The following is a 25,818-nucleotide window of genomic DNA, read 5'->3' as shown; positions in this document are numbered from 1 at the left end:
TATCTACATCTAGAAACACTCTGTGATGAATATACTCACCAATTCTTCTAAAAACCTTTTATCAACATCATCAAATTTTCCAATTCTAATACTATCTATATCTAATACCCCAATCAGTTCTTCATTTGCAATCATGGGTACAACGATTTCTGAAAGTGTCTCCCCATCACAAGCAATGTGTCCTTCAAATTTGTGGACATTATAAACTACTATGGTCTCTCTATTTTTAGCCGCATTACCACATACACCTTTTCCCAAATCAATTCGAATACAAGCTGGCCTTCCGTGAAAGGGACCTAATACCAATTGGTTTGTCTTATGAAGATAGAACCCCGCCCAATTAACCTCCTCCATAGTATGGTAAATCAATGAGGAAAGATTCGCTAGATTTGCAATCATATCTCTTTCACCTGCCATTAAGCCTTTTGCACTCATCAATAGTTGTTTATACATATCTTCTTTTTCTTGAAACTTCTCATTTGATAATTGAAACATACTTGCCTCCCTATTGATATCCAAGTTAACTTTTAACCTGTGCTTTTTTGTTTATAATGGTGAATATCGTCATAAATATCAGCGCAATGAAAACGGTTATAAGCACGCCTTTTACCCCTACCCATTCCGAAGCTAAACCACTCATATACGGAATAGTTACAGAACCTAACGCGCCACCAGAGGTAATCATTGCACCCGCTGATCCTGATCCTCTAATAATCGGATTGGCATTTGCAAAAGTTAGAGGATAAATACCCGAAAACATGAATGCAAGTAGCGCAATTATAATTACGATTAAAACAGGATTAGTAGCATTCATAAATAAGATAATCATTGCTAAGGCTCCCATGCTAGAAAATAAAAGGATATCTTCTTTATGAAGCTTTTGGCTAATGATGCTGTTGATAAACCTACCCAACATCATTACGATCCAAAATACCGACAATGTGTTATTGGCAAAGCTTTTAGATAATTCAAGACCATGAATTAAATAGGTTACAATCCAACCATTGATTGAGTTTTCTGCCCCAACATAAAAAAACAATATAGCCATAAATATATATATTCGCCAATTTTTAAGCACTTTTTTATTAGAAGGCTTATCTTCAGCTGTATGATGTTGAAGGTGTACTTTCATATTCACGGATAAAATCAAACTCACTATCTCAAGAATAACGAGTAATATTAGAACACTCCTCCACTGAAAGCCTAATTGTACTGCATGATTTGAAATCACTGGGATAATAAATGCACCAACTCCAAAGCTCATATGTAGTAAGCTCATTATTCTACCATCACCATGTACAAAATCACTCACAATCATGTTTACACTGATGCTAAAAGCACCTGTACCCGCACCAATAATAAAGACACCTATGTAAAGAACAAAAACTGAGCTACTAAGTGCAAACACCAAAAGACCAATTGTATTTAATACATGGGCAAAAACCAAGACTCGTTTCATACCAATGAAGTCGCCTATGATTCCACAAATGAATCCAAAAATCAAGCTACCAGCCGCAAAAAAAGATAAAATCAGCCCACCTTGCACATAGGAAAGGTGATATTGCTCACTAATATTTGGCATATTTGAGCCTAAAAAAAGAACAATCATACCCATAATGATAAAGCCGTAAAAATTACCCCATAACAAACGATTACTTCTTATTTTCAATATTATTCTCCTAACAACGCTGTCTAATGAATGTTCATTTCGACAATCATTATAGCATACTTTATTCATAAGAGAAATATCAATTTAGATACCATTTTCATCCCATTTATGTTACACTATCGAATATAAAGGAATCATTGATTCTCTTAAGTCAATAAGGAGGGTAATAAACGTGAAAAGCGCTGATTCACTTCCCCAAGATCCATATATGTTATTAAGCACTCTTAATATGAAGCTTAGAAACCAATTTAAGGATATCTATATGTTATGTAATTACTATAATCTCGATATTGTCGCCTTATACAAGCAGCTTAAGTCCATTGGTTATGAATATGATCCTCATTTAAATCAATTTAAATAACTTGACAAGTAGCTGATAATTTAGTTTAATAATTGCATAGAATTATACAGGAGTGGCTCAGTTGGTAGAGCACTAGGCTGGGGGTCTAGGGGTCGAGGGTTCGAGTCCCTTCTCTTGTGTTTGTAAATTCAGATAACTTGAAGGGAGTTAAATAAGCCTCTTGGCTTAATCATCCTATGACATCATCCAAAACAAAAAACAGATTATCAGAAATAGAATTTATGAGGGCCATATGCTGCCTTCTCGTTGTTATTATTCATGTGACAGCTGCCTTTTGGTATACCTTTACAACAGGTAGCCCCCAGTTTAAAGCAGTTATAGTCCTAAATACACTTTCTAAATTTGCAGTGCCCAGCTTTGTATTGATTAGTGGTTATGTTTTATACTATGTCAATTACAATAAAAAGGTTGAGGCCTTACCCTTTTATAAGAAACGTATTTCTAAGGTTTTAGTACCTTATCTAATATGGAGCATCTTATATATCTTCGTCAATTATTTGGCTTATGCACGTCCGATAGATATGAAAAGTTTGATTTATTACTTCGGACTGGGAAAAGCCAACTATCATTTGTATTACATCTGTTTAATACTTCAGCTATATATTTTATTTCCTCTCATTTTTAAAATCTATCAATCCATAGAAAATAAAATTTTTGCCACCGCAATCTTTTTTATATTCAATAGTTTTTTTATTCGCTTTATCAAGTTTGAATTTAGTGATCGATTCTTTACATATTATATCATGTTTTTTGTACTGGGCTTTTTCCTTGCTGACTTAAAAATAAGAGCTATATCATTTCATAAGATTGTACCAGTCATAATCAGTATATTTTATTTTCTGATTACAAGTTATTACATATTAGATACTTATAAAGTGAATGCTAAAGTTCCGCTTTTATCAAAAGAACTTTATAGACATAGTTGGTGGTATTTTAGTTTAATATCAATTTTGTTTTTATATACAATGGCTGCAGTCCTTAATAAGTATCATTTTAAAATTGTCAGTAGTAGGGCCGTTCAATCTATAAGTAAGCATTCTTTTACGATCTACTTAAGCCATCCTATGTTTATGAAAGTTTTGCATAGCTTGTCTTTGTTTGAAAAAATAAAATCTCAAGAACCTACTTTAACATTTGTTCTTGAGTTGATATGTATCTTTATGGGTTCTTGGTTATTTAGTATACTATTAGATCAGTTTATAGCAAGATTTAAAACTTCAAAAAAAATCATAACATAAACTGAATCATTATTATTGGACTTAATCGATAGTTACTCTTCCAAAAGAGCAACCGCTTGCTTGCCCATATATTCCCAGTTTCTAATAAAATCTATACGATTGTATTTTACATTTCCTCCAGCTAATGAATCATTCACAATGACATGTGTATCCGTATACCCTATTAAAACTACAGCATGCTCTGGAACCTTCCATACTACTTTATTTCCTCTTTCATCATACCAGGTCGAGTTTATGGATGGTTTTTTCATGTTAATGGTAGCCCAAACGATTATTGGACGATTGTTATCAATAAGCATCAACAACTCCTCAAAGGAGCAGCCTGTTAAATCTTCACAGGGCGAATATTTTTCAATAGCATTAGCAATCGGCTTGTGAAAAACTCCAAATCCAGATTTCTTATAAGGACTTCCAACAAATTCATAATCCGGGTTACCTCCCATTAATTTATTACCACTTTTATAAGGTAATTTCCCTTTTGGAAGGGCATCTGCAATATTCTCCATTGTAACGTTAAAACCAGCCCACTGTAGTAACATAGCTGCAGCTGCAGCTTCACAACCAGTAGGAAGTGTTGGATTTTGATATATAATGGGTACATTTTGTATGGGATTTTTAGGTGAAAAATTACTAACCAATAGTATTAAATCCGTAGAAATAAAACAACTTAAAATAAAATAAATTACAGCTATTTTTAAAAGCAGCCGTACAAATACATCTGTATTAAATTTTTTCTTTGGAATGACGATTATTAAATTCCTCATTCTAACTCCAAAGCAGCGAACCTCTAGAAAATATATGCATTTACTATTTGTATTTATTCTATAATTCAATACTAGAAAATTTGTACTCAGCAAGGAAAAAGCGTTCAAAAGAACGCTTCAGACTGTCGAGAAAGAACATTTATATATAACAATATAGATGTTCTTTTTTTTGCAACACAGTCATAGTTTTGGCTTCAAGTGTATTCCAAAGAATTGGCAATGGGTTAGTTGCAGCCTCCCATTGCAAATTCTTCTAGTGAAAACAGCATAATTGGTGCGGTTTTTCTTGATAAAATTTTCGAAACCGAGACAAAGAGGTTATACGATGTGTTCGTTAGCGCAGCAGGATGCGAAGCGACCCGAATTACGCGCAGGACGCGCGTCTAAGGGAAAAGAACACATTGTATAACCTCTTTGTCGACAATCTGAAAGCGTTCAAAAGAACGCTTTACTATTTATTGAATTTCAATGTTTTTAACTGTTGAATGAACAAGTTGTACTTTTGGTAATGTTAAAGTAAGGATTCCTTCCTCAAGCTTCGCATTAATTTCATCTGCCTTAACATTATCCAGTCTAAAACTTCTTTGCATATTAACTGCTCTTCTTTCTTTCCTTACAAAACTTTCGTTTTCTTCATTGACTTCTTCTTTTCTTTCTACTGCTATTGTTAGCACATCTCTATCTATTCCAATTTTAAGTTCATCCTTTTTTATACCAGGAACTTCTGCAATTATAGAATAGGAATCTGGGTCTTCTTTGATGTCGATGTGCATGGAACCATATCTACTATTCAGATATGGAAGAAATGGTTCATCAAAAAAACCGTCAAAAAATTTGTCAATGTCCCAAAAATTGTTGTTGTTTGCTAAATCGTTTCTTTTCATTGTTGATAATCCAAACATAAATCACACCTCCAAAGTGAATGTTCTTAGTTATTGATTGTTATTTTCTATACTATATTTTTATCATATTCATCATGTGTTTTCAAATGCTGTTAGCACTCATTACGTGTGAGTGCTAACAATTATTCGGAATTAATTTATATTATCTATTTATTTCTTAAGTATGCTCTGTTTTTCTTTGTTTTTCTCAATTGGTTGTCTCCAAATCGAACTGGAGCAGCTTAAGACTTCTCTTATATAAGAAACTAAAAAAAGAAAACAACTTTTAGTAAGATGTTTTCTTTTTGTTTTTATTTGTTTATCTTATCGTTATCGTTCTTCTCTAAAATATGGAATACTTAGTCCTTTTGGTGGGGAGTTTTCTTTTGATTTTTTCATCGAGCTAATAACTAGTACGATAATTGTAATTAGGTATGGCAGCATGTCAAGTAAGTTCTGCGAAATGTTTAAGTGCTGTAACCTAAATCCAATGATGCTTAAGCCACCAAATAAGTAGGCACCAATTGTTGCTTTATATGGATTCCATTTGCAGAAAATAACCAGAGCAATAGCAATCCAGCCTCGTCCAGCTGTAATGTTTTCTTGCCATTGAGGCACTTCAACTACTGCTAAATAAGCTCCACCAAGTCCACACAATGCTCCTCCAATAAGGATATGAATGTATTTATATAAATTTATGTTAATCCCGGATGAATCTGCAGCAGAAGGGTTTTCACCGACTGCTCGTAGATTTAGACCAGTTCTCGTATGATATAAGTATATCCCAAGAACGATCGCCATGATATAGCCTAAGTAAACAAAAATATCTTGTGAAAAAAACATTTGTCCGAGTACTGGTATTTTATTTAGCAATGGTATTTTAATTGGCTCATAAAATGTAATGATGTTCTCAGGCATTTTCTGACCTATAAAATTAGTTCCTAAATAGCTCGATAATCCTGCTCCAAAAATGGTTAACGCTAAACCGGAGACAACTTGATTGGCTCTAAGTGTAATTGTCAAAAATCCATAAATAAGAGCTGACAATGCGCCTGCTATTACAGCGCCAACAATAGCCATAACAGGGTTTTTTGTAATAAACCCAGCGCCAAAACCGGCTACTGCACCTATTAACATCATACCTTCAACACCAAGGTTGAGGTTACCAGCTTTCTCAGTGATGAGTTCACCTAAGGTTGCAAATAATAATGGGGTTCCTGCAATAATTACAGCTACTAAAAAAGAGGTGCCCATAAAAATCTGAATAAAGATCAGTAAGAGTCCAATCGTTGCAACCCATAAATAGGATTTTTTCATTATTTAGCCTCCTTCACTGATTTATTCATCATTCTTGAAAATACAATTTTATACTGAATAAAGAACTCACTACCAATTACAAAAAATAAAATCATACTTTGTAGAACCTCTGCAGCAGATTGCGGAATTTGATACGCCGTTTGGATAAAGCTACCGCCTTTAATCATCCCCGCAAAAAGGATAGATACAGGTATTATAATCACAGATTTTAAGCCTGAAAGCCAAGTTGTAATAATTGCTGTATATCCATACCCTGCTGATAATTGAGAGGTTAACGTTTGATTAACTGCTGAAGCCTCCATCATACCAACAATTCCACAGATGCCTCCACTAATAAAAAGTGAAGTAACAATAATCTTCTTTACATTCATTCCTGCATATCTTGCAGTATCGATGCTTTCACCAACTACAGCTATTTCATAGCCTCTCTTCGTACGATTCATAAAAATAGCTACAATAATTACAATCACAATCGCAATGATCCAACCAATATGAATGCCAAATACCTTAGGTAGAATGGCATTATCCGTAAAATTTGCTATTTTAGGAAATCCCATAGACTTTGGATCTCTCCAGGGTCCATATTGTAAATAAGTAATCCATTTGATTGCTATATAATTCATCATTAACGTAATAATCGTCTCGTTCGTGTCAAAGCGTACCTTTAGAAGCGCAGGGATAAGTGCCCATAGGCCTCCTCCAATAAATCCCCCTACAAACATAAAGGGTAATAACAATAACTTAGGTAGCTCTAAAAAGTTGAGGGCAATGAAGCTTGCTACAAATGCACCCATCAATATTTGACCTTCTGCTCCGATATTCCAAAACTTCATCTTAAAAGCAATTAAAATACCTACAGATGTTACGATCAGAGGAATAGATATTGTAAGCGTATCTTTTATTCTATATGCAGAACCAAAAGCTCCCTCTATCATTGATAAGTAAACATCAATCGGATTGTGACCTAACAGTAAAATAAATACTGCAGAAACAATAAGAGATAATATGATCGCTGACGTTCTAATAAATACAGCTTTCTTAGTCGTCATATCCGTTCTTTTTGTCATCCTCATATGATATCCACCTCCATTGGGCCCTTTTCTCCAGCCATCATGAAACCAAGCTGTTCTTTTGTCACATCTTTGGCAGATACAATTCCTGTGATTTCTCCATCACAAAGGACCATGATTCTATCACACAGCTCTAAAAGAACGTCCAAATCTTCTCCAATAAAAAGAATGGCAACTTCTTTCTGCTTTTGCTCATTGATTAAATCATATATTGTATGTGATGCACCTATATCTAATCCACGAACTGCATAGGCGGTTATCAATACATGTGGGTTTGTTTCTATTTCACGACCAATCAATACCTTTTGAATATTCCCACCAGATAGTTGCTTCACTGGATGATGAATACCCGGAGTTTTAATCTCAAGTCTTTCAATCATCTCTACGCATTTTTTCATAATTGGCTTGCGTTTAATAAAGAGCCCTTTTTGATTATGGTGCTCCTTTAACAAGAAATTATCCACCATATCCATGGATGCAACAAGACCCATCCCTAGTCGATCTTCTGGAATAAAGCTCATGCTGATACCCTTTTTAATAATATCCCGCGGTGACTTTCCGACAAGATTTTCTTCTTCATAAAGAATTTCACCACTATCAATAGGATAAAGTCCTGCTATGCTTTCGCATAGTTCCTTTTGACCACTTCCAGCAACACCTGCAACACCTAATATTTCACCAGCATACAAATCAAAGGTCAAGGCTTTGAGTACTCTAACCCGATCAATGTCTGTTGCTTCTAAGTCTTTGATTTTAAGAACTGCATGTCCTCTTTGTACTAAAGGACGTTCTATGGATAAATCCACTGCTTTACCTACCATTAAATCTGTAAGTGCTTTTGGTGAAGTCTCCTTTGTATTCAATGTTCCAACTGTAGTTCCTTTTCTTAGAACCGTTACTCTATCAGAAACCTCCATAACCTCATGAAGCTTATGGGTAATGATAATAATTGCACACCCTTCTTTAGCCATATTCCTAATAATTTTAAATAGCTTTTTTGTTTCTTGAGGGGTAAGCACTGCAGTAGGTTCATCCATAATTAAAATATCTGCACCTTGATACAATACCTTGAGAATTTCAACAGCTTGTTTTTCACCAATGGACATGTCATATATTTTTTTATTTGGATCTACCGCTAATCCAAATTGTTCAGCAATCTTTTTAATTTGCTCCGTTAATTTTTTATCATTTGTAAAAAAATTACCACTTTGTCCCATGATTACATTTTCTTTTGCTGTTTGAACCTCTACCAATTTATAATGCTGATGAATCATACCAATGCCTTTTTGAATAGAATCCTTAGGCGAGTTGATCTTCACTTCGTTCCCATGGATATAAATAGAACCGCTGTCAGGTTTATAAATACCTGACAGCATGTTCATTAATGTGCTTTTCCCTGCACCATTTTCACCTAGAAGTGCATGAATCTCACCTTTATTTACTTCAAAATTAATATGATCATTTGCCTTAACTGTACCAAAGGTTTTGCATATATCTTCCATTTTTACAAAAACATTTTGATTCATATGGCAAAACTCCTATTGTTTTTCTATTTTTCCTTCTACGCCTTTAACAAACCAATCAAAACTTAACATTTCTTGATCTGTCATCTTAACGCCTTCAGCTACTTTTATTTCGCCAGCTTGGTCGTAAATTGGTCCTTCAAAAATGTATTCTGTTCCATCAAGAATTTGTGCTGTAGCTGCATCTACTGCTGCTTGCGCGCCTTCAGGTGCATTGGCTGTAAGTGGTGCTAAACGTACGATATCTTCTGACATACCTTCCCAATATGCATGAGAAGCAAAGGTTCCATCCATAACTGCTTGCGTTTGAGCCGCGTAGTATGGTCCCCAGTTCCAAATTGGAGCTGTCATGTATGCTTTTGGTGCCATTGCACTCATATCAGTGTTATAACCGATTGAAAAAGCGCCTCTTTCTTCCGCAGCTTGTTGTGGTCCTGTTGTATCTTGATGTTGTGCAATAATATCTACGCCACCATCTAATAATGCAATTGCAGCTTCTTTTTCTTTAGCAGGATCATACCAAGTTGATGTCCAGGTTACTTTAACAACAACATCAGGGTTAACAGATTGTGCTCCTAATGTAAATGCATTGATACCACGAACAACTTCTGGAATTGGGAATGCAGCTACATATCCGATTTGGTTCGTTTCTGTTTTTAAACCAGCAACGATACCTGATAAGTATCTAGTTTGATATATTCTACCAAAATAGTTTGCCATATTATCTGTAGATAAATACCCTGAACAATGGAAAAACTTTACTTCTGGATATTCTTTTGAAATTTTTTCAACATATTCCATGTAACCAAAGCTTGTTGCAAAAATTGCTTTAGCACCTTGGTCAATCATGTTTCTAATTTCTTGTTCAACTTCTTGCGTTTCTGGTACAGACTCTTTATATATTGTTTTAACACCTAGTTGTTCTTCTAAATATAATCTTCCTTGATCATGTGCAAAAGTATATCCACCATCACCAATTGGTCCAACATAGATAAAGCCTACTATCATATCTTCTGCTGCAATTGTTGTAGCTTCTGTTCCTTCATTTGCCTCTGGTGTTTCTTTTGGTTCTTCTGTTTCTACTTTTTTACCACATCCAGCTAGTGATACCATTAAGGTAAGCGCCAATAATAACGAAATTAGTTTTTTCATTGTTTCCCTCCTGAAAATTGAAAGATTTGGATCCTTATCTCATTTATCAGTGAGCTAAGGTCGGGTTAATGGGTTAGTTAGTTCATAAAGGTGACTTGACCGTTTATAAAACGATCAACAATTACTAATGATTCGAGTTGTACATTTTGTTCCCTTAACAATTTACCTCCAGCTTGGAAGCCTTTTTCAATAACAATACCTATGCCTTCAACTGTTGCACCGGCTTGTTGTACAATATCGGTTAAAGCTAGTGCAGCTTTCCCGTTTGCCAAAAAGTCATCCAAAATCAACACTCTATCTCCTTCATGAATATAACGTTTAGAGACTTGAATATCGTAGGTTTTTTGCTTTGTAAAAGAGTACACCTGACTTTTGTACGTGTCTGCATCAAGATTTCTAGATTCACTCTTTTTTGCAAATACAACTGGAACTTTGAAATAAAGTGCAGCAATAGATGCTATTGCTATACCTGATGCTTCGATAGTAAGTATCCTTGTAATGTTTTTATCAGCAAATCTTCTATAGAACTCTTGTCCAATTTCTTCAAATAGTTCGATATCAAGCTGATGGTTTAAGAAGGAATCAACCTTAAGAACTTCTTCTGATACGACTCTTCCTTCTTCTAGTATTCTCTTTTTCAAAGACTCCATTAATATTTCTCCCTTATGCAATACTTTCCTGTCAATAAAAAAACTCTGCGCAAGCAGAGTTCTAACAAAACTAGTACCAATAAATAGAAACCCCTTTCAAATTACGAAAGGACACTAAAATAAAGTATACAAATTTTGCTTGAACTCGTAGCCTATAACTATTTGAGGTAGTTTGTAGAAACATTTGAACCATATTTTCAAATTTATACGAGTATTATTTGTTTTATTAAAATTGGTAGTAAAGCAAATTTATGCAAAGTACTACTTCTGCATTTTAATACAAAAAGCATATAAAATCAAGCTTTTTTCTTAACATTTTCAAACAAAATCTGATGTTTTTTATGTAGCTTAACTCCTATTCTTGCCAATAAGTCAAAAAAGCATTTCTTAAGTCATCTATTACATATAATTTATCATCTTGCACTTTCACGTTGACAGTATACCTTCCAAAACCATAGGGCCTAAGGTATGAATATATAAAGTCTAAGGTTTGAGTTGTTTTGTCATAATGAACCGACTTCAAGCTTGATCCCCATCCCTTCCATACATTTAACATTCCGTGAGCATATATTCCTGATTGAGAAATATATACATACCTCTTATTGTCATTTGAAGCTGTCATCTTTATTTCTTTTTCTTTGATGTCGATTACCATAATAAATTTAAAAAATAAAATATTGATTATTATTACAATGAGAGAAATGAATAGCCCTGTAGCTATATTCTCAGATGCAACCCCTACAGTTACTGCTACGATAATCATTACAAGAGAAAAAAAGGGAAAAGCCATAACAAACAACCCTTTGTTTTCTTCCTTCATTTCTTTGATATTTTTAATTGTCTCTATATCTGAGTATTGCCACGATGCAATCAATTCACTGCCATTGAGCATTTTACCCATACAACTAGCTCTTCCTGCAAAAAGAAAAAATATGACAAAACTAGATATCGCTAAAAATACGCTTAAAAGAACGATTCCATAATAGCCATGATCCATGGCTATTATGGTTGTAACAATTGAACTAATGAATATGATAACGCAGGAAATCAATGCATTTATTTGTGTATTTTTCATTTTTGCTCCTTTATTACCTCAATAAATACTTATTGTAAAGAAAATCCCGAAAGATTTACAGCTCCAAGTGCAGTAAACCAGTACTCAAGATCACCATCTACACGTCTATAAACCGTTACTGATACATCATAAAATCCTACTTGTAGAAATGGGTTACTCAAGCTCTTTCTATAGGCTTCCGTCAAATCCTTATACGTATAGCTAAGCTTGTTATTATTGGTTGTAGTCGTATTACCATCTCCCAAATTCCATTCGTATACTAAGTTTTTTACACTATCAAAACCTTCTAACTCTAATTCTACATTGCCCTCACAATATACAACGCCTTCATAAGACTCATTTGTATCTGGATCAGTAATCATGCCTCTTTCCACATAAAGCTCTTGCTTCACTGTCGTAATGTTTTCGCTTTCCATCATTAAAATTTTGTTGAGTGGGCTAACTTCTTCACTAGATATGGAAATAAAATATATCGTTTTTGTCGTATTGGCAGGCACTGTAATAGATAAGTTATTGTCACTGTAGCCTTTAAATACTTTGATTGGAACTGGATTTACTACCTTTTTATTATTATCTAAGGAATACACATAAATCACTTGATTCTTTGAGCAAGGAACGGTTGCCATATAGGTTGATGAATATGCACCTGCCTTTGGCAATTCAACTGCTAATATTTTCGGCGTATATGCAGCAGAAGCCAAGGACTGCTCCCATTTGTTTTTCGTAGCAACGAAAAGAGATTCTGTTGCTTGATTAATTTTTGTTTTATGTATTTCACTCGTTTTGTTTGGTCCCTCATTCGTAAGCAGCATATATGCAAGAAACTTTGCATATAAATCTGTTGTATCATCTTCATTTCGGAGTTCTTCTGCAAAATAGTCTTGAATGATTTCTTCTGGATACAAAGATTGAGTTGTATTGGATTGTTTCGCATAAAAAGTCATAAAATCATTGAGATTCAATCCTTCTTTATCTACCAGATACTCGATAAAATAAGCAGATTGGTAGTAATGTGGGTCAGATGATTTTGATATTTCTTCAGAATAAAAAGCATCTTTCATGTTCCGATTATTTGGATTTTTGATTAAACTTTTATTTAAGCCTTTCACTACTGATACATATTCCGCAGTCGCCTCATTAATCCAATCATTCCCAGCCATACTCGCCAAAGCACTTGCTAGATTATTCTTCCCGTAATATTTATTATATTGAATATAATGAAATAATTCATGGGTAACATTTTGAACGATGGTTTCAGTACAAGAATAGGAAGCTTCACTAATATGCATACCTGAATATATGGCATTTACTGTTTCATCAAAAGCTTGCCTATAGGTTGGAAGCACATAAATAGGGACATACCCTTCTGTAGAACTTTTTACTTCTATTCCTATAGCAGCTAAACGTTTTTCATATTCATTTAACGCATAGGCTAAGTCTTTTATTGGATCTGGAACAACTTTAGATATTTTATTTTCAGGAACACTAATTACTTCTCCATCTTTTTTATAATTTAATACCTGTGCATAAGTTGGATTATCGATTAAGGAACTGCCAAAGCTAGAAACGTAGTTCGCATAGTTTTTTTTCAAATACCCAAAAGCATCTTCAATATCCTCGTAATCGGTATCATCATCATACACAATTGCAAACTTACCAGCTACATAAATAATATAATCTTGCTGGTTTAGCCCTAATTTGATTGCCGTAGTCCAACCCCTTGTTGCAGACAGTGTTGAATCAATAAAATCTGTAACGAAATCAACTGCAGGTTTCGTAGTCTTTGCAACTTGATTGCTGATAGGGGTAATTACATTCTCATTGAGTGCTGTAACAAAGGATTGAAAATAACCACTGCTATCTTCTGGCTTATCCGTCTTAGTTAAGTTATTATTTTGTACAGTAGTTACAAAGTACTGTCCCTTCGTATCCATTGTAAAAACAGTTTTTGCTGATAAGTGATTTGTTTCAATGAAAAATAGTCCTGTTGAGGAAACAACCTCAAATGGAACATTTTCAAGTTTCTTAGTGGTTTCATTATGCGTTACAGCAAATAATTGAAGCTCATCCGAATAATTTTTATCCATTTTGCTTTTATCATATGGAAATCTAATGGTTAAATCATTCTTAAACTCATGTTGATTCCCAATTGATATATCATAGGAATACAATACCTTTGCGATTGAAGTATCTACTCCCTTTAAGCTGAGTGGTGTAATTGTAATTTCATCTGGCTTGCTTAATGTATTCTTTGGAATATATACATTTACCTTGTCTTCGTAATTAATCAGATATGCCTTACTAATATCTCCAATGTAATAGGAATTGTTATCTGCATTGATCGTTTGAACGGTTGCTGTTGAGCCGTAATAGGCAACCATTACAACTTTTTGGGTTCCTTCCCAATGAACCGTTGCATTGAGGTTTTGTGCAACAAATCTTAACGGAACCATAGTTCTTGAATTAATGATTACTGGTGCTACATCCATTGTTTTGCTAACACCATTGATTTTATACGTCTTACTTCCAATCCAAGTTTCAATATGATTATTGTTCAACTTAATTGAAACCTTTCTTTCATTTCCATACCACTCTACCGTTCCACCTAAACCTTCAATTAAAGCTTTAATTGGAAGAAGCGTTCTACCGTCTTTTAACGTTGGCACGGTATTCCTTCCCGGATCAATTTCTTTTTCAACTTGATTTATATACATGGAAGGATTGCCAATTTTTAAAAATACGACTGCACTATCGTCCTTTGAACTTGGAGCTTTCACTTCTGGTTTTACAATAATTGGAGTTTCAGCTTCTGGTTCAATAATCATTGGATCTTCATCTTCAATGCTTATGATTCCTTCAATATCAGATGCATCTGAAATATAAATTGCGCTCGCATTTATAACTAAAAAGCCTCTTCTTCCTGTTGCACTATTATGTATCCAAGTACTTGGTTCTGAGGAAATAACCTCATAAGTTCCAGCCTTCACATAGGTATATGGATTATCCACTCTATATATTTTATATTCCTTGCTACCACCAAAAGATTCAGTATTTATAAGGTTATTAATTGTATAGGTATTCGTACTGTTTTTTAAAGTAATAGAAATATTTCCTTTTGGATTTTTATGATAAACTCTAACCATATCAATGATGCTATTGTTTTCAAAGGTTACAAAAGTCTTTACCGTAGGATTTGTTCCATAATCTGTATCCTGATTCCAATCATTAATAATATTGCTACTACCAAAGGAATTCACAGGTAAGCTCGTTAATAGAATCATTAAAGTTATAAAAATAGCAATTTTCCTTCTCATTTTCCTCTCTCCTTTTATCTCTTAAACTGAACTGTAGGTGCTGATCTTTCTGAAGCATCTATTTGGAAGAACGGCAGTTCCCTAGCACCAAAAATAGCTGCAAAAAAATTATTTGGGAAAGAAATTACAAATTGATTAAACATCAAAACTGTATCATTGTAAAACTGTCTATACATGGCAATTTTTTGTTCTAGTTCCCTCAATTGCGCCTGTAAATCCAAAAAGCCTTGGTTTGCTTTTAAGTCTGGATATTGTTCTGATATTGCAAATAACTTACCTAATACTCCTGTAATTGCATCGGATGACTGAATTGCTGCTCCTGTAGATTGGGCATTTAAATAGTTATTTCTTGCTTGCGTTACCTTCGCCAATGTTTCTTGTTCGTGGATGGCATAGGCTCCTACCGTTTCAACTAAATTAGGTATCAAATCTGCCCTCATTTTTAATTGCACATTAATTTGTCCCCAGCTGTTATCTACCTTTGCTTTTTTCTTGATCATCTTATTATAAAATAATATAAGTCTCATTCCAAATAAACTAAGTGCCGCTACAATTCCTATTATTATGTATTGCATACTATTTCCTCCTAGTTGCTTTAATTATATTTTTCAACTCTAAAACTGATGGTTACAACATATGGGTCACTTTTTGATACTTTGAAATTAGGTGAATATTCGTCAGAAAATGATACTGTATAATAATACGTTCCCTCAATAACTGTTTTTTCCTTTGTTGCTTTTGAGGTTATTGATACATCATTATTAGGCGGTACTCTATATCCAAGTATTTCACCTTTTTTTGTGTCAATCTCAATTTTCTTTCTTATAACATCATTTTTATCTGTTGAATTTGGATTCATTAATAGTTCCTTATCTAGAGACATATCCATTTGCATTTCCCCACCCATTATATTAAATGTGCATGGGTATTCTACTCCTATGCTTTCCTGATAAAGTTCAAGTATTGGCAACCATTCCTCTGGATCTTCTATTCCATCATAATACTCAATTGTTAATATACTCCAACTGCCTGTATACTTTCCATTTAAAATACTTTCCTCAATATTTGTTTCAATATCACTAAGCCCCTGTTCAACCTCTTCATTCATCTTATCTATTTCCTCACCTAGCTTAGCTTCCTTTTCCTCTTCACTTATATCAGGGTCCCAGAGCCATGGATGAGAGGCCAACTCTGTAACTTTGTTATCAATATATCCATTCACAAATTCATCTATTAGCTTAACAGCTGAATCGTCAACATTAGAACCTACTTTATTTGCATAGTCTCTAAGCCCTGCAAGACTTTCCTTCCAATTTTGTGTAAATATACCTGATATCTCTTTAGTAAAGGTCTCATCGAGCTTATCTATCATGCTTCCTGCAACTTGTTTTGTTTTTTTAAGCGCAGCCATAGTACCCTTTATAGCCGCATCCTTATATTTCAAAGAGCCTAGCTGTGGCAATCCTATGTTCTTTATCGCCTTTACTGCATCTATGACTCCTTTTGCACTGATCTTCGGATTGGCTATGATTTCTCCCATTTTCACAAGAACCTTTCCACCATTTTTTGTGGCAGAAAATATATTACTGCTTCCTCCTACCATTGATGTTGCAACTTCTAAACAACCTTTTGCAATATCTGAATCCTTAGCGTCTGGATCAAGAATTCTTGCAAGCCCTTGACCAAACTGGGTAAAGCTCTCTGCTGCTAAATTTCCCATTCCGCTAGCAACTTGAGCTACACTATCTTCTGGCAAGCCTAATTCATCCTCCCAAAAAGCTGCTATATTGTACCAGCCTTCCCCTGCCATGTCCTGAGTCGCTTGAAAGCCTTTCACTGCTACTTTAAATACATCCTGACCGCCTTTGCCTTCCTCTTTTCTTTTTTTTGCAAGTGCGTATCTGTCTTGAATATCTTTATATGCGTCTTCTTCTTTATTCCCTAAACTTGGTGTAAATCTTCCTGCTGCTGATCTCATTAACTCAAAGGTTGCAGCATCCCAACCTTCAACGATATCTTGAGTGCCCTTACGTACCTCTTTTGCAGTTCTTACTGTAGTTTGCCAGTAGGATTCATCCTTATACTTTTCTTGATATTCTTTTCTTTGGGCTTGCATATATTCCTGCCCCTTTTTCTGAAGCATTTGCACATCGTAGCCTGCTCCATAACTATATTTATCAGAAGAAGCCTCCGCGATAATCGGATTGAAGAACCTAAACTTTGATTCTGTATTCTCGTAGTATGCCATGTCTAAATCCAAACTACCTACATACCACTCAAGTTCTTGGGTCAATGCTGCTTGCATCTCTTCATATTCTTCAACCATTAGCTCTGACAATTCAATAAATTCATCATCTACTAAATCCGAATCTTTCATCTCTTCAATATCATCCTTAACTTGGTCTAATTCATTTCCCATATATTCAAGATTGCTCAGTGCTAAATAAGCATTTGCAGCGTCCAACTCTAATAACAATTGGTTTACTGTGTCTACACCAGCCATAAGCGTTGGGGCATATTCCTTTTCTGGATCTTCAACGTTTACATCTTCAAGCATATTTATAAATATTTGAATATTTGGGTCTGTATCAGCTTCATATGCTATAAAAATATTTGCTGAATAATTTATGAGTAACTGGTATGCCTCTGTTACCTTCTCACACGACGTCATTGCAGCCGCAACTCTTGCAAATGCAATGTCACTATCATATAGAGCTTCCTTTGTTTCGTCAATATCAAGCCCATAATACTTTAGTTCCTGCAATTCAAATTCAGCAACCAATTGCTCTAGCTCTTTTAGCACTTGACTATTTTCAAGATAGTTCGTGCCATGAACTTCATCGATTTTAGCTAATATAACTTGGATTCTAATAATGTTATCAAATACTTCTTGTTTCATCCCTGCATAACTTATCATCATTTCATCCGTAACACGTAAGATTTCTTCGATCTTATTTTTTACATTTTCTCTATGTTCTTTACCTACCTTTGAAGGCAGTACTAAGTCAGGAGCATAAAACGGTGATGCCGTCAGCATGGTTTCAAGATTTGGTCTGTCTATACTCACGCCGCCAACCATAGATGTGTCTTTTTTACTCATTATGATTTCTTTTACCCCACTTAGTGAATTAATGAGAAGTACAAAAACTACAATCAAAGCTATTGTTGCAAGTCCGATACCCACACTTCTTCTGGAATGTTTTTGTGTTGTCTTAATCGCTCTGTTATCTTTTATTTCTCCATAGGGTGAATCCATTTCCCACTTTACAGGCTTTTGATCTGCCCTATTTATCGGAGCATCGCTTTTTTGTTCTGTCACATTTACAGGCGTAATAGAACTTTGCTCTACTCTATGTACAGGCATAACTGGCTTAAGTTCCTCTGTATGAACTGGGGTGATTTGAGTGCCCCTGTTTACTTGATGGTTGCATTGACTGCAGTTCATTTCATTATCTTGTATTTTTGTTCCACAATACTTACAATACATAGCTTTCCCTCCATTATTTCATTGTTTTCGTCGGAAAATCGGTGTGCATGGATATTCCTAATCAACACCGCCGCTAGAACCTCCTGCTCCACCACCTGAATCACTACCACCTGAAGAGAAACCTCCACCATCGCCCTTGGATGCCTTTGAAGTAATATGAATAGAATCCCTCATTGCTTCAGATATCGCATTTCCTATATCTCCTAAATATTGGTATGAACTTTGATAATTTCCGTTATTGATTAAATAAAACAATCTTGAATTTTGATCCATATCAACAAGCTCCGGATATTTAGCATAGAGCTGCTTCAAAAGTTTTCCTGCAACTCCTAGAACAGTTGCATAAACCAAATATTTTTCCCACATAAATAGCTCTGGCAACTCTTTTTTATCGAAGGTTGTAAAATCATTCAAAAAGCTTTGAAATGCCTTCCAAAGTGCCATTTGGTTTTCTCCAGTTTGAGTAAGTAGCGGCTTTACCTTACCTCCAAAGAAAGCAACAATCATAAAACCTACAAAACCTGCTATAGAAATATAAAAAATGGTTGATGTTGCAAATACTTCTATTTTGTTCATCATAATCATTGGTAAAACCATTAAAAACAAATATAAAATAATATAACGGTTCGTGCTCTTAGGTAGCGCATTTCTTTTCGTTTCAAAATACCCTTTTTTACTGACAATATTATGAACTTTATTATTAAAGTCTTGATAAAAGCTATATGCTTCTTTTCCTGTTTTCTTGTTTGAACAGAACTTTTTAATTTCCTTTAGCGATACTCTTCCAGTTCCTCCACCAATTTTTACAAAAAGAAAATCCAATAATGCTTTTTCATGCCCTGATAATTTACTCCAATTCGCAGAAAGATTCATAAATTCCGTATCTTTTTTCTTAATTCCACTTTTATCTTTCGCCTCCCCATATACAACACCTTTATGAATTAAATCTAGTAGTGTTGCAGAGATTTGAACGGATGGATCATATTTACCGGTATAATGATTCATCAAATAATCTAACTCAGCTGGATATATGTTTGAAGGCAAATCCCTATAGTAGTCGGGCTCAAGCTCTGGTTTAAGTCTTTTTACTTTAGCTTTATATTTTATTGAGGAAATCATAGGAAGAAGAATAATGATTATAGATATGAATAGTGTAAGGATGTTGATAGCACCATTCTTTACCTTTTCTTTATCGCCTTCATTAGCTGCCTTATTTTCCATTTCATATAGCTCGTCATATCTATCAACGCTTATTTTTTCATCTGTTGGCGGCATAACCTTTGTTGGCATCAAAAACCTTGCTTCAACGTATACCTTAGGTGGAACATTTTTCATAAACAGCTCTACCGTTGTGTCATTTTTAAAGATAATTTCACCGCCCGAAGGCCCATGAGCCCAAATTTTTGTATTATCGCTATTGGCGCCCTCTGGCAAATGAACTTGGACTTCTAGATTTTTTATTTTATATTGATTGTCACTCCCAACATACTTTTGAAAATAATCAACGCAATCATTATAAAGCCTTGCCGCGTTGGAAACTCTATATTGTATCTCAAAAGTTTTCGTTTCTTTTTCTTTGACATTATAGTACCACTCAATTCTTGTTTTGGATCCAGTCGGTTCTACCGCATAAAAACCACCCGGCCTATTATTATCAAAGGCCTCCATTTGCTCATAAGACTCATTTTCTTCAAATACAGCTACTTGATCTACAAAACCTTCCACTTCTATGTATCCTCTACTAAAATCACCTTTTAGAAATTTGTATTCTCTAACTTCATTAACGATAGCACTCCCATCGGAAAGAATAGTCACCTCGTATTTCAAGTCTTGCAATATAGACTTCCTTCCATCAGAATACAAAATTCCCATTTGTTTCTCATATATACCCGTTCCCATCAAAAACAAAATAAACACTGCAATTATTGTAATAATAATTTTTTTAAACATCTTATCCCACCTTTCGTTATTCTTCTTCCATCAGCAAGTATGGTAGTGGCTCTACTCCGATAATATTAGCTGAAATGCTGTTTGGAAACGTTGTTAACCACTGGTTGAAAATGGTTATAGCAGCATTGTAATCATGTAAACATAATACTATTTTATTTTCTATATCATAAAGCTGATTTACTAGTAGTTTTAAGTCTTCATCAAGTTTCTGATCAGCATATATGCTTAACTCTACCAAAGTTCTTTCTAAAGTCTCTTGGAGTTGTTTTAAGCTATTGGCAACTACTTCAGTTTCTAGTAATATTATTAATTTTGAGATCCTTCTTTCAATATGATTAAGAGACTCCTCATCATATCCGAAATGGTTTCTACTATGTACTAGAAATTTTACAAGCAGTGTTTTACAAATATAAAATGACTCTTCTATTTCCTCCCAATTTCTTTTTACAATCCGGCTTTCTTGAATCATTTGAATGTAAAAGAAAACGAGACCGATTGTAATGAATAAAAGCAATGAAATGATTACTCCAATGATGTATGACAATGATATTCCTCCTAACTTTGATTCTATTTGATTTATATTGGGGTACCGTTTCAACGTTAACCGTACCTCTTATGCAATAACTCTTCCACCCACCTATAAACATACCAAAATTATAATTCTACAAAAACACATTAAATGGGTGGTATGTAAAAAAACACCCACACTAATCGTGTGGGTGTTGATCTTTTTCGCTAATGAACTTATTATTCTTTGTCTGAAAACAACTTAATTAATTCCATTTTACTGTTAATATTCAACTTCTGATAAATATTTTTTATGTGGTACTTCATTGTATTTTCAGTAACAAACAAGCTATCTGCAACACCTTTATATGTATACCCTTTAAGTAATAGCTTAACAACTTCGCTTTCCTTCTCTGTCAAATAATCACTGTATTTAAATTCTTGCACCGTTTTCACTTGCTCATTTTCGTCCATTTTAGCAAACTTTACTAAAAAGATATGGTTCTTAAAGAGTCTCGTTAGTTGAACATTTAAGACCGGTAACATAATTAAAACAATAAATATAATAATTAATGCGATGACCGAAGCATTTGTATGATCTCCTTCAGTATACAAGAATTTATTTCCCAAAAACCCACCGATCAATATCCCTAAAACATTCATCGATGACCCAATACCTAAAATCCGAGCTGGATTATCTGAATAATCAAAAAATCTTACTAGAATACTCCACCAGAACAAATCACAAACCCCAAAGGCACCTAACATTAGTGTATCAATCAACAAATAACTTGAAATGGAAGGATCTAACCACATAAATGCAATATATGATAATCCTATCATTGCCATTGCAATATATAAAATATATGCTTGATTTTTTTGCTTTGGTAAGTTTCTAAGAATAATGAGTGCTAGAATATACGGAACTGCCCAATAGTAACTAGCTAACACCTCAAAATGACCATAGGCAGGTGTAACAACTTGATACATTAAGCCAGAATTAATGGTGATGATTGTTATGAATAGACACAAAATAAGAAATGGCTTCAAAACACTTGGGAGTTGTTTATGTTCTTCTAGCTTTGATCTATGAATTGTATTCTTATGATCTGGATAAGCCTCTAATTTATAAACAGCAACCAAAGCAACTAATAATACGGCGATAGAAATCATCAATCCTAATTGAACAGACAAATTTACTGTGATGACATTGATAATAATCATAATGATATTTGAATAAATCAACACATCCGCTGCCATTTTATAACGTTGATCAGATGCAGCATAATTCTTAACATAAAAGCCAAAACTTGCTACAAATAAGCCTGCAAAAAAGGAAGCGATAATGAGTGCAATATACCACAGCATCGAAAATTCCAGAAAAAAAACCATGCTACCCGACACACATATCAGTATTGATATGATCATTACTATTTTGGCGGAGATTTGTTTTCTTACAATAAAACCACAGCTAATTAGTCCAATAAAATTAGCAAGTATTGAAATAAAAATATACTTCGATGGATCCACATTTGCTTTTTCAGTCAATGCATATAGTACTTGTCCTTCAAAAGGAACCGCTAATATCCATGCAAAAAAGAATGAAAAACAAATAACAGCAAATTTTCTTTGATCTAATCTCAAATTCAATGTTGTAATCCCCATTTTTAATGCTCCAATCTAGTCAACCACGAATAAAAAACCCCACCTTTTTGTTTAGCTCTTGTAGGCGGGAAAATATTACACTTTAAATAATAGGCTATTCCAACCCAATTGTCAACGACTTCTACCTATATAACAATGATTGATATTGCATTAACTATCGTAACAATCTCCCGAAAGGGCTTTCAATGCTTCCAGGTTGATTATTATGATTGTTTTACCCTTTTTATCAATTATTCTATCTCCAATCAGTTTAATGATGATTCTATTGAGATGCCGATAGCTACTTCCAAGTAATTCAGCTAAATCAACATAATTTGATTCTATTAAACAAATGTTATTTTCTTTTTGATTGTTCTCAAGAATATAATTAGCTAACCTAGCCTCTAGAGGATACAAACTCATCGATGATTTAAATGTAATGGAGTCAAGCTTTTTTGCTAAGTGAGTACCAAGAAACCTTAAAAAATTAGCGTTATGAATGCCATGTTTTCTAACAAGCTTAATTGGTATTCCAATACAGGTACAAGCCTCTAATGCTTCAACAAATACTCTATATTGATTATAATGAAATACCTCAACATCTCCCAGCACATTTAGTGGTTGATAGAACCTAAGAAGTGACTTCTTACCATTCTCTAATAAGGTATATATTTTAGCCTTACCTTCAACAAAAAAATAAAAATAGTTTACCTCCTGCTCTGTTTGGCAAATATATTCTCCTTTATCAAAGGTGTGCAGTTCACAATAACTGAAAAGCTCTTTTCCTATTACCTTATCCAAATCATATTCCTGTATGTAATGCTTAATTTTATTTTTATCCTCAATATTTTTCATAAGAAGCTCCTCAACCTGACATATGTCCTATTTATTTCATTGTAACAATGATTTAATAACTATGCAACCACACAATTTATTACATTATAAGGGAGACAACATGTATAAATATCTTGCAATACTAAATGGCTTGCTTATCTCCATCATGGTGCTTCTAAACGGAACACTCGCAACAGCTACTGGCTTATATTTTTCTTTATTCATAATCAATAGTCTTTGCTTAATCATAGTAATCCTTATTATAGTAATCAAAAAAATCCCTATTAAAGATGTCCTTTTTCTTCCAAAATACTTATATTTTGTTGGTGTGATTGGTCTCGTTAACATCACCTTAAACAATATAAGCTTTATCAATTTAGGCGCTACCTTAACGATGGGACTCGTATTATATGGACAACTACTCGCTTCAGTTATCGTTGACTTTGGCGGGTTGTTCGGACTTGCTAAGCAACCCTTTCGTCCCAAGAAATTAATAGGGATCATCATCATGTCTCTAGGTATTCTAATTATGATTTTATATTAAATAGGAGGTCCTTTATGTATATTCCTTTAACTATTTTCTCTGGTTTCACAGTACTTATTAGTATAATCATGCTTGGCAGTATTAATAAAAAGGTTGGTTTAATGCCAACTACTCTCGTCAACTTTTCTGCCGGAACTATAGGCTCTATCCTTATTCTCTTATTTATACATGAGTTTAATATAGAAATCCTTAAAGATGTTCCTATTTATCTCTACTCTGGCTCAGTGGTAGTAATTGCTATAACGATGCTAAATGGAACGATTATTAATAAAATACCTGCTGTATATACTACAATGCTAGTATTCATTGGCCAATTAGCCGCTGGTATGATTATTGATTATTTTAGATTCAACAAGTTCTCCACTGGTGATTTTATTGGAGGAATTGTTGTATTAATAGGTTTGCTTTATAACAGTAGAATACCTGACTTAGATACAGCAAAAATTGATGTCTCGGTTTCCTAGTGAATGAAAAAGCATTTTCGATAAATGCTTTTTTTGTTTCTCAAAATACGTTCACGACATATTTTTATCTAGTATCTATTCATCAAGAAAATCGGCTGCGCCGAGATAAAAACCTCATTACCTATATGCCGCTTTTCAAATTGCATTTGCAGCACTTTCTTATTTATCAAAAAAGTTCTACCATGTAAATTTTAACGATTACTGAACTTTTATATTGTTAATACTTGTAATATGTGGTATTCTAATATTGCAATTGCTTTGATAGTCAAACTAATTATAAGGAGTAATGAAATGAATATACCTAAAATGAAAATTGGTGATCTTACATTTAAGATACCTATTATACAAGGTGGTATGGGAATTGGAGTATCTCGTTCTTCTTTAGCCTCCGCTGTTGCAAATGAAGGTGGTTTAGGTGTCATATCCGGTGCACAGATTGGTTATGAAGAATTAGACTTTGAAACAAATTCCAAGGAAGCCAATATAAGAACTATTAAAAGTGAAATAACAAAGGCAAAAGAAAAGAGCCCTGATGGTTTCATTGGCATAAATTTAATGGTTGCCATGAAAAATTATGCAGAAATGGTTAAAGCTGCTGTAGAAGCAAAAGTAGACGTTATTATTTCTGGTGCCGGTCTTCCTCTTGACTTACCTGCACTTGTTGATAATACAAAGGTCAAAATTATACCTATTGTATCTTCCCTAAAAGCTGCAAGAATCATTACAACCTCTTGGCGAAAGAATTACAACCGAGAAGCAGATGCAATCATCATTGAAGGTCCTGAAGCAGGTGGACATCTTGGATTTAAGTATAATGAGTTAATTGAACATACGACACAAACCCTTGAGACTATAGTGGTTGAGGTGCTTGAATATCTTAAGGATTCTAACATAGAGATTCCAGTTATTGCCGCTGGTGGTATTTTTAGTGGTGCGGATATTGGTAAGTTCTTAAAATTAGGTGCATCTGGAGTTCAAATGGCAACTAGATTCGTAACAACTCCTGAATGTGATGCAAGCGATGAATTCAAAAAGGCATATTTAGATGCAAAGGAAGAAGATATCGTCATTACCAACAGTCCTGTAGGTCTACCTGGTAGGGCACTGTATAATAACTTTCTAAAAAAACGTGATATCACAAAAAGAGAAGCAATTACTAAATGCTATGCCTGCCTCAACAAATGTGATCCCACACAAACACCATATTGTATAACCAAAGCACTTGTTACTTCGGTTAAAGGAAATGTTCAAGATGGTCTAATGTTTGTTGGAAGCAACGTTTATAAATGTACTAAAATCGAATCCGTAAAAGACATCATTGCAGGGCTCATGCTAGAATTACAAACCGTATAAACAAAAAAACATAAGGCTACT

Annotated in this window: 22 protein-coding genes, 1 tRNA gene and 1 riboswitch; of the genes, 6 read left to right on the top strand and 17 right to left on the bottom strand. The window is 34.1% G+C overall.

The window, feature by feature from the left end; all coding sequences use genetic code 11:
• Window positions 1-9 precede the first annotated feature (9 nt).
• Complete coding sequence (locus tag CVU84_09930) at window positions 10-495, bottom strand: hypothetical protein (GenBank protein ID PKM94380.1); 486 nt, start codon at window positions 493-495, stop codon at window positions 10-12.
• Between the two features lie 25 nt (window positions 496-520).
• The gene (locus CVU84_09925; protein ID PKM94379.1) at window positions 521-1,738 is read right to left on the bottom strand and encodes a hypothetical protein; all 1,218 of its coding nucleotides are present in this window, start codon (window positions 1,736-1,738) and stop codon (window positions 521-523) included.
• 139 nt (window positions 1,739-1,877) lie between these two features.
• Between CVU84_09925 and CVU84_09920 the strand changes: the two genes are divergently transcribed.
• The 3 genes from CVU84_09920 to CVU84_09910 all read left to right on the top strand — a co-directional run bounded on the left by CVU84_09920 (window position 1,878) and on the right by CVU84_09910 (window position 3,268).
• Window positions 1,878-2,030 carry a DUF4250 domain-containing protein gene (locus CVU84_09920; GenBank protein ID PKM94591.1) on the top strand — a complete coding sequence of 51 codons (153 nt, stop codon included), beginning with the start codon at window positions 1,878-1,880 and terminating at the stop codon, window positions 2,028-2,030.
• A gap of 46 nt (window positions 2,031-2,076) precedes the next feature.
• Window positions 2,077-2,149 (top strand) — tRNA-Pro (locus CVU84_09915).
• Between the two features lie 57 nt (window positions 2,150-2,206).
• Window positions 2,207-3,268, top strand: a complete 1,062-nt coding sequence (locus CVU84_09910) for a hypothetical protein (GenBank protein ID PKM94378.1) — start codon at window positions 2,207-2,209, stop codon at window positions 3,266-3,268.
• A gap of 32 nt (window positions 3,269-3,300) precedes the next feature.
• Here CVU84_09910 and CVU84_09905 read toward each other — a convergent pair whose 3' ends face one another.
• The 15 genes from CVU84_09905 to CVU84_09835 form a co-directional block, all read right to left on the bottom strand.
• Window positions 3,301-4,032 (bottom strand): hypothetical protein, encoded by a 732-nt coding sequence (locus CVU84_09905; GenBank protein PKM94377.1) that lies wholly within the window; start codon window positions 4,030-4,032, stop codon window positions 3,301-3,303.
• A gap of 455 nt (window positions 4,033-4,487) precedes the next feature.
• Entirely contained in the window at window positions 4,488-4,934 is a 447-nt protein-coding gene (locus CVU84_09900; GenBank protein PKM94376.1) for an Hsp20/alpha crystallin family protein, read from the bottom strand.
• A 309-nt stretch (window positions 4,935-5,243) separates the two neighbouring features.
• Entirely contained in the window at window positions 5,244-6,167 is a 924-nt protein-coding gene (locus tag CVU84_09895) for an ABC transporter permease (protein PKM94590.1), read from the bottom strand.
• A 62-nt stretch (window positions 6,168-6,229) separates the two neighbouring features.
• The gene (locus CVU84_09890) at window positions 6,230-7,303 is read right to left on the bottom strand and encodes an ABC transporter permease (GenBank protein ID PKM94375.1); all 1,074 of its coding nucleotides are present in this window, start codon (window positions 7,301-7,303) and stop codon (window positions 6,230-6,232) included.
• Complete coding sequence (locus CVU84_09885; protein ID PKM94374.1) at window positions 7,300-8,826, bottom strand: ABC transporter ATP-binding protein; 1,527 nt, start codon at window positions 8,824-8,826, stop codon at window positions 7,300-7,302. The genes CVU84_09890 and CVU84_09885 overlap by 4 nt, the downstream gene beginning before the upstream one ends.
• A 12-nt stretch (window positions 8,827-8,838) precedes the next feature.
• The gene (locus tag CVU84_09880; protein ID PKM94373.1) at window positions 8,839-9,975 is read right to left on the bottom strand and encodes a BMP family ABC transporter substrate-binding protein; all 1,137 of its coding nucleotides are present in this window, start codon (window positions 9,973-9,975) and stop codon (window positions 8,839-8,841) included.
• 77 nt (window positions 9,976-10,052) lie between these two features.
• Window positions 10,053-10,625, bottom strand: a complete 573-nt coding sequence (locus CVU84_09875) for a xanthine phosphoribosyltransferase (GenBank protein ID PKM94372.1) — start codon at window positions 10,623-10,625, stop codon at window positions 10,053-10,055.
• A gap of 128 nt (window positions 10,626-10,753) precedes the next feature.
• Window positions 10,754-10,856, bottom strand: a riboswitch (purine riboswitch).
• Window positions 10,857-10,980: 124 nt separating this feature from the next.
• Window positions 10,981-11,700, bottom strand: coding sequence for a hypothetical protein (locus tag CVU84_09870; GenBank protein PKM94371.1), 720 nt, complete (start codon window positions 11,698-11,700; stop codon window positions 10,981-10,983).
• Window positions 11,701-11,729: 29 nt separating this feature from the next.
• Window positions 11,730-15,014 carry a hypothetical protein gene (locus CVU84_09865; GenBank protein PKM94370.1) on the bottom strand — a complete coding sequence of 1,095 codons (3,285 nt, stop codon included), beginning with the start codon at window positions 15,012-15,014 and terminating at the stop codon, window positions 11,730-11,732.
• A 14-nt stretch (window positions 15,015-15,028) separates the two neighbouring features.
• The gene (locus CVU84_09860; protein PKM94369.1) at window positions 15,029-15,589 is read right to left on the bottom strand and encodes a hypothetical protein; all 561 of its coding nucleotides are present in this window, start codon (window positions 15,587-15,589) and stop codon (window positions 15,029-15,031) included.
• A gap of 20 nt (window positions 15,590-15,609) precedes the next feature.
• Complete coding sequence (locus tag CVU84_09855) at window positions 15,610-18,501, bottom strand: hypothetical protein (GenBank protein ID PKM94368.1); 2,892 nt, start codon at window positions 18,499-18,501, stop codon at window positions 15,610-15,612.
• 57 nt (window positions 18,502-18,558) lie between these two features.
• Window positions 18,559-20,451 (bottom strand): hypothetical protein, encoded by a 1,893-nt coding sequence (locus CVU84_09850; GenBank protein PKM94367.1) that lies wholly within the window; start codon window positions 20,449-20,451, stop codon window positions 18,559-18,561.
• A gap of 16 nt (window positions 20,452-20,467) precedes the next feature.
• Window positions 20,468-21,049 (bottom strand): hypothetical protein, encoded by a 582-nt coding sequence (locus tag CVU84_09845; protein ID PKM94366.1) that lies wholly within the window; start codon window positions 21,047-21,049, stop codon window positions 20,468-20,470.
• Between the two features lie 149 nt (window positions 21,050-21,198).
• The gene (locus tag CVU84_09840) at window positions 21,199-22,623 is read right to left on the bottom strand and encodes a helix-turn-helix transcriptional regulator (protein ID PKM94365.1); all 1,425 of its coding nucleotides are present in this window, start codon (window positions 22,621-22,623) and stop codon (window positions 21,199-21,201) included.
• 150 nt (window positions 22,624-22,773) lie between these two features.
• Window positions 22,774-23,457 (bottom strand): hypothetical protein, encoded by a 684-nt coding sequence (locus tag CVU84_09835; protein ID PKM94364.1) that lies wholly within the window; start codon window positions 23,455-23,457, stop codon window positions 22,774-22,776.
• Window positions 23,458-23,479: 22 nt separating this feature from the next.
• On the opposite strand from CVU84_09835, the gene CVU84_09830 reads away from it, so the two are divergent.
• The 3 genes from CVU84_09830 (at window position 23,480) to CVU84_09820 (ending at window position 25,797) form a co-directional block, all read left to right on the top strand.
• Window positions 23,480-23,980 (top strand): hypothetical protein, encoded by a 501-nt coding sequence (locus CVU84_09830; protein PKM94363.1) that lies wholly within the window; start codon window positions 23,480-23,482, stop codon window positions 23,978-23,980.
• A gap of 14 nt (window positions 23,981-23,994) precedes the next feature.
• On the top strand, window positions 23,995-24,444 hold the full coding sequence (locus CVU84_09825; protein PKM94362.1) for a hypothetical protein: 450 nt from the start codon (window positions 23,995-23,997) through the stop codon (window positions 24,442-24,444).
• Between the two features lie 291 nt (window positions 24,445-24,735).
• Window positions 24,736-25,797 (top strand): nitronate monooxygenase, encoded by a 1,062-nt coding sequence (locus CVU84_09820; GenBank protein PKM94361.1) that lies wholly within the window; start codon window positions 24,736-24,738, stop codon window positions 25,795-25,797.
• Window positions 25,798-25,818: the final 21 nt, after the last annotated feature.

This window comes from Firmicutes bacterium HGW-Firmicutes-1, assembly GCA_002841625.1.
Lineage (GTDB): Bacteria > Bacillota > Clostridia > Lachnospirales > Vallitaleaceae > HGW-1.
Note: the sequence above shows the minus strand (reverse complement) of the source record. Positions and strands in the feature narration are given on the sequence as shown.

Coding starts and splice junctions, on each gene's coding strand:
- CVU84_09865 (PKM94370.1), bottom strand. CDS start 15,014: ATGAGAAGGAAAATTGCTATTTTTATAACTTTAATGATTCTATTAACG.
- CVU84_09855 (PKM94368.1), bottom strand. CDS start 18,501: ATGTATTGTAAGTATTGTGGAACAAAAATACAAGATAATGAAATGAAC.
- CVU84_09860 (PKM94369.1), bottom strand. CDS start 15,589: ATGCAATACATAATAATAGGAATTGTAGCGGCACTTAGTTTATTTGGA.
- CVU84_09890 (PKM94375.1), bottom strand. CDS start 7,303: ATGAGGATGACAAAAAGAACGGATATGACGACTAAGAAAGCTGTATTT.
- CVU84_09850 (PKM94367.1), bottom strand. CDS start 20,451: ATGTTTAAAAAAATTATTATTACAATAATTGCAGTGTTTATTTTGTTT.
- CVU84_09825 (PKM94362.1), top strand. CDS start 23,995: ATGTATATTCCTTTAACTATTTTCTCTGGTTTCACAGTACTTATTAGT.
- CVU84_09835 (PKM94364.1), bottom strand. CDS start 23,457: ATGAAAAATATTGAGGATAAAAATAAAATTAAGCATTACATACAGGAA.
- CVU84_09925 (PKM94379.1), bottom strand. CDS start 1,738: ATGAATAAAGTATGCTATAATGATTGTCGAAATGAACATTCATTAGAC.
- CVU84_09910 (PKM94378.1), top strand. CDS start 2,207: ATGACATCATCCAAAACAAAAAACAGATTATCAGAAATAGAATTTATG.
- CVU84_09870 (PKM94371.1), bottom strand. CDS start 11,700: ATGAAAAATACACAAATAAATGCATTGATTTCCTGCGTTATCATATTC.
- CVU84_09880 (PKM94373.1), bottom strand. CDS start 9,975: ATGAAAAAACTAATTTCGTTATTATTGGCGCTTACCTTAATGGTATCA.
- CVU84_09920 (PKM94591.1), top strand. CDS start 1,878: ATGTTATTAAGCACTCTTAATATGAAGCTTAGAAACCAATTTAAGGAT.
- CVU84_09820 (PKM94361.1), top strand. CDS start 24,736: ATGAATATACCTAAAATGAAAATTGGTGATCTTACATTTAAGATACCT.
- CVU84_09885 (PKM94374.1), bottom strand. CDS start 8,826: ATGAATCAAAATGTTTTTGTAAAAATGGAAGATATATGCAAAACCTTT.
- CVU84_09830 (PKM94363.1), top strand. CDS start 23,480: ATGTCCTATTTATTTCATTGTAACAATGATTTAATAACTATGCAACCA.
- CVU84_09840 (PKM94365.1), bottom strand. CDS start 22,623: ATGGGGATTACAACATTGAATTTGAGATTAGATCAAAGAAAATTTGCT.
- CVU84_09900 (PKM94376.1), bottom strand. CDS start 4,934: ATGTTTGGATTATCAACAATGAAAAGAAACGATTTAGCAAACAACAAC.
- CVU84_09930 (PKM94380.1), bottom strand. CDS start 495: ATGTTTCAATTATCAAATGAGAAGTTTCAAGAAAAAGAAGATATGTAT.
- CVU84_09875 (PKM94372.1), bottom strand. CDS start 10,625: ATGGAGTCTTTGAAAAAGAGAATACTAGAAGAAGGAAGAGTCGTATCA.
- CVU84_09895 (PKM94590.1), bottom strand. CDS start 6,167: ATGGGCACCTCTTTTTTAGTAGCTGTAATTATTGCAGGAACCCCATTA.
- CVU84_09905 (PKM94377.1), bottom strand. CDS start 4,032: ATGAGGAATTTAATAATCGTCATTCCAAAGAAAAAATTTAATACAGAT.